At 74.0% G+C, this 3,384-nt stretch carries 3 protein-coding genes and 1 pseudogene; 3 read left to right on the top strand and 1 reads right to left on the bottom strand.

Features of this window, described 5'->3' with window-relative positions:
• The 3 genes and pseudogenes from AC08OO_RS21400 to AC08OO_RS21390 all read left to right on the top strand — a co-directional run.
• Nucleotides 1-262, top strand: a pseudogene (locus AC08OO_RS21400) (nitrite reductase); the annotation flags it as partial.
• Nucleotides 259-918: a precorrin-8X methylmutase gene (locus AC08OO_RS21395; protein ID WP_476606943.1), complete on the top strand. Its 660-nt coding sequence runs from the start codon at nucleotides 259-261 to the stop codon at nucleotides 916-918. The pseudogene AC08OO_RS21400 and the gene AC08OO_RS21395, both read left to right, overlap by 4 nt.
• Nucleotides 918-2,498: a precorrin-2 C(20)-methyltransferase gene (locus AC08OO_RS21390; protein ID WP_476611799.1), complete on the top strand. Its 1,581-nt coding sequence runs from the start codon at nucleotides 918-920 to the stop codon at nucleotides 2,496-2,498. The genes AC08OO_RS21395 and AC08OO_RS21390 overlap by 1 nt, the downstream gene beginning before the upstream one ends.
• Nucleotides 2,499-2,535: 37 nt before the next feature.
• On the opposite strand, the gene AC08OO_RS21385 is transcribed toward AC08OO_RS21390, so the two are convergent.
• Nucleotides 2,536-3,342, bottom strand: a complete 807-nt coding sequence (locus AC08OO_RS21385) for a cobalt-precorrin-6A reductase (protein ID WP_476618971.1) — start codon at nucleotides 3,340-3,342, stop codon at nucleotides 2,536-2,538.
• Between the last annotated feature and the right edge of the window lie 42 nt (nucleotides 3,343-3,384).

The following is a 3,384-nucleotide window of genomic DNA, read 5'->3' as shown; positions in this document are numbered from 1 at the left end:
CCTCCCACCCGTCCCGGTTGGCCCGGCCCTCGCGCCGGTGCACTGGTCGGGTTGCGAGCGGCGCTGCGGGCAACCGGGAGGACGGGTGGTGGAGGTTGTGGCGACCGGGTCCGGCTACCGGATCCGTCGGACGGGCCTCGGAGCCGCCGCCGTCGCATCTGTCGGAGCGGATGGCGGTGAGGCGACGGTCGTGTCGTCGAGCCCCCTCGACGGTCACCGGGACCTGGCTGCGGCCGTCAGGTCGGCGAGGAGGCTGGCATGAACGGCGTATCAGACATGAGCGGTGTGCAACGTTACGACTACGTTCGCGACGGCGCGGAGATCTACCGTCGGTCGTTCGCGACGATCCGGGCCGAGGCGCGTCTCGACCGGCTGCCCGGTGACGTCGCCCGGGTCGCGGTCCGCATGATCCACTCCTGTGGAATGGTGGATCTCGTCGACGATCTCGCTTTCACCCCCGGCGTGGTCGCGGCGGCGCGCGCGGCGTTGCTGGCCGGCGCCCCGGTGCTCTGTGACGCGCAGATGGTGGCGGCCGGTGTGACCCGCCGTCGGCTGCCCGCCGCGAACGAGATTCTCTGCCTGCTCGGTGATCCCCGGGTGCCGCAGCTCGCCGAGCGGCTGGGCACCACCCGCAGCGCCGCGGCGGTGGATCTGTGGGCGGATCGACTCGCCGGCTCCGTGGTGGCGGTCGGGAACGCTCCGACAGCGCTGTTCCGCCTGCTGGAACTCGTCGCGGCCGGAGCCGGGCGACCGGCGGCGGTGCTCGGCGTGCCCGTGGGGTTCATCGGCGCCGCGGAGTCCAAGCAGGCCCTCGTGGATGATCCGGCCCGGTTGGAGCATCTCGTCGTGCACGGTCGGCGGGGCGGCAGCGCGATGGCGGTCGCCGCGGTCAACGCGATCGCGAGCGAGGAGGATTAATGGTGCCGTCGAAGGGCCGGCTGTGGGGAGTCGGGGTTGGACCGGGGGATCCCGAGCTCGTCACCCTCAAGGCGGCCCGCCTGATCCGTGACGCCGACGTGATCGCCTACCACAGCGCCCGGCACGGCCGCAGCATCGCCCGGTCGGTCGCCGCGAGCCAGCTGCGCGGCGACCAGATCGAGGAGGCGCTGGTCTACCCGGTCACCACCGAGACGACCTCCCACCCCGGTGGCTACCGCGGCGCGATCGACGAGTTCTACGAGGACTGCGCCAAGCGGCTGGCCGTCCACCTCGACGCCGGCCGGGACGTCGTGGTCCTCAGCGAGGGTGACCCGTTCTTCTACGGCTCGTTCATCCACCTGCACCGGCGCCTCGCCGACCGGTACCCGACCGAGGTCGTGCCGGGGGTGACATCCCTGTCGGCGGGGTGCGCGGTGCTCGGCCGGCCGCTGGTCGAGGGCAACGAAGTCCTCACAGTGCTGCCGGGCACGCTGCCGCCGACGGTCCTCGCCGAGCGTATCGCCGGCACGGACACCGCCGTCGTGCTCAAGATGGGACGGACCTTCCCGGGGGTCCGGGACGCCTTCACCGCCGCGGGACGCCTCGCGGACACCTGGTACGTGGAACGGGCCACCACCTCCGGCCAGCGCATCGCCCCGCTCGGTGCGGTAGACCCGGCCACGGTGCCGTACTTCTCGCTCGCGGTACTGCCGAGCCCGGTCCGGGGGCCGGACGATCCGGCGCCGCTGCGCGCGTCGCAGGCGGACTGGGTACCAACGGCGCCCGCCGTTGGTAAGGCTGGTGCCGTTGGTACCGGCGGCACGCCCGGCGCGGGGGAGGTCGTCGTGGTGGGCCTCGGACCGGGCGCCGCGGGCTGGTTGACGCCGCAGGCCGCCGAGGCGCTGGCCGCCGCCGACGACCTCATCGGCTACGGCCCCTACCTCGACCGGGTGCCGGTCGATCCACGCCAGCGCCGGCACGCCTCGGGGAACACCGTCGAGGCCGAGCGCGCTGAGCTCGCCCTCGAACTGGCGGCCGGCGGCGCGAACGTCGCCGTGGTCTCCTCCGGTGATCCCGGGGTCTTCGCGATGGCCACGGCCGTCGTCGAGGCCGCGGCGGCGGAGCGGTTCGCGGGCGTCGAGGTGCGGGTCGTGCCCGGGCTGACCGCCGCGCAGGCGGTGGCGAGCCGGGTCGGGGCGCCACTCGGCCACGACTTCTGCGTGCTGTCGCTGTCCGACCGACTCAAGCCGTGGGAGGTCATCGAGCGGCGGCTGCGGGCGGCGGCCGCGGGCGACTTCGTCCTGGCGCTGTACAACCCGGCTTCCCGTACCCGTCGCCATCAGCTGGAGCGGGCCCACGAGGTGCTGCTCGAACACCGCCCCTCGGACACGGTGGTGGTCATCGGCCGGGATGTCGGCGGTCCCACCGAGAGCATCACCGTGACGAGCCTCGGTGCGTTCGACCCGGCCGAGGTCGACATGCGCTGCCTGCTGCTCATCGGCTCGTCGACGACCCGGGTGGTGCGCCGCGGCCCCGGCCGGGACCTCGTGTTCACCCCACGTCGTTACCCGGTCACCTAGCCTTCGGTCACCGGGGCCATGGTCACCTGGGCCCCGGTCACCTGGGCCACGGTGGTGCGACCCAGGCCACGGCGGCGTCGACATCGTCGACTGCGGCCACCCCGGGTGGCAGCGGTGGGCGGTCGACCATGACGACCGGCAGACCGAGGTCCCGGGCGGCGGCGAGCTTCGCGGCGGTCATCGTTCCGCCACTGTTCTTGGTCACGAGGACGTCGACGCGGTGCCGGCGCAGCAGGGCGGTCTCCCCGGCGACGTCGAACGGCCCACGATCGAGGATGACGGTCAGTCGTGGCGGTACCGGGCCGGTCGGCGGCTCGACCGACCGGGCCAGGAACCAGGGTCGGTGCAGGCCGGCGAACAGGGCGAGGTCGGTTCGCCCGGTGGTCAGGAACACCCGTGGGGCTGGATCGGAATGCGGGCGCGGCCCGGGTAGGACGAACCGGTCGAGCAGGGCGACCGCGCCGGCCAGCGACGGGACCCGGCGCCAGTCGTCGCCGGGCTGCCCGCGCCAGCTCGACCGGCGCAGGACGAGCAGCGGAACGCCGGTGGCGCGCGCGGCCTGTGCGGCGTGCGTGGTCATCGTCGCGGCGAACGGGTGGGTCGCGTCGACCACCGCATCGATCCGTTCGGCCCGCAGGTAGTCGGCCAGGCCCGCCGCCCCGCCGAAGCCGCCGATCCGGATTTGGCAGGACGGTGGCAGCGCAGGCTCGCGGACTCGACCGGCCAACGAGTAGACGATCTCGATGCGTTCCGTGCCGGCGGGATCCGGGGAGCCGAGCCTGGTCGCCAGGCGGCGCGCCTCCTCGGTTCCGCCGAGCAGCAGCAGGCGGCGTGCCCCGGTCACCGAGCCCCGGGGGCGGGATCCGGGCCACACGGCGCGGCGTTT

It is taken from the genome of Frankia sp. CeCAU1 (genome assembly GCF_977971845.1).
The sequence above is the reverse complement of the archived record's forward strand: the minus strand, read 5'-3'. Positions and strand labels throughout refer to the sequence as shown.